Annotated in this window: 1 protein-coding gene; it reads right to left on the bottom strand. The window is 46.5% G+C overall.

Going from position 1 to position 258, the window contains the following annotated elements:
* Positions 1-258: solute carrier family 23 protein (locus tag AAEY88_RS14345; RefSeq protein WP_350563470.1), on the bottom strand; the 258-nt coding region annotated here is incomplete at both ends.

Here is a 258-nt window from a genome sequence, read left to right as displayed (position 1 = left end):
CCCACAACCACAGCGGTCAAACCCGTTCGACCACCAACAGATACACCTGCAACAGACTCAATGTATGACGTGGTTGTTGAAGTACCGAGCATTGCACCTGCAATAGTTGCTGTGCTGTCGGCGCTTAATGCACGACCTAAACGCGGCATATTACCGTTTTTATCTGCTAAACCAGCCTTCTGAGTTACCGCAACTAACGTGCCTGAGGTATCAAACAAATCAACGAATAAAAACGCAAAAATAACACTCAACATCGAC

The organism is Psychrobacter sp. CAL346-MNA-CIBAN-0220 (assembly GCF_040309805.1).
GTDB lineage: Bacteria > Pseudomonadota > Gammaproteobacteria > Pseudomonadales > Moraxellaceae > Psychrobacter.
The sequence above is the reverse complement of the archived record's forward strand: the minus strand, read 5'-3'. Positions and strand labels throughout refer to the sequence as shown.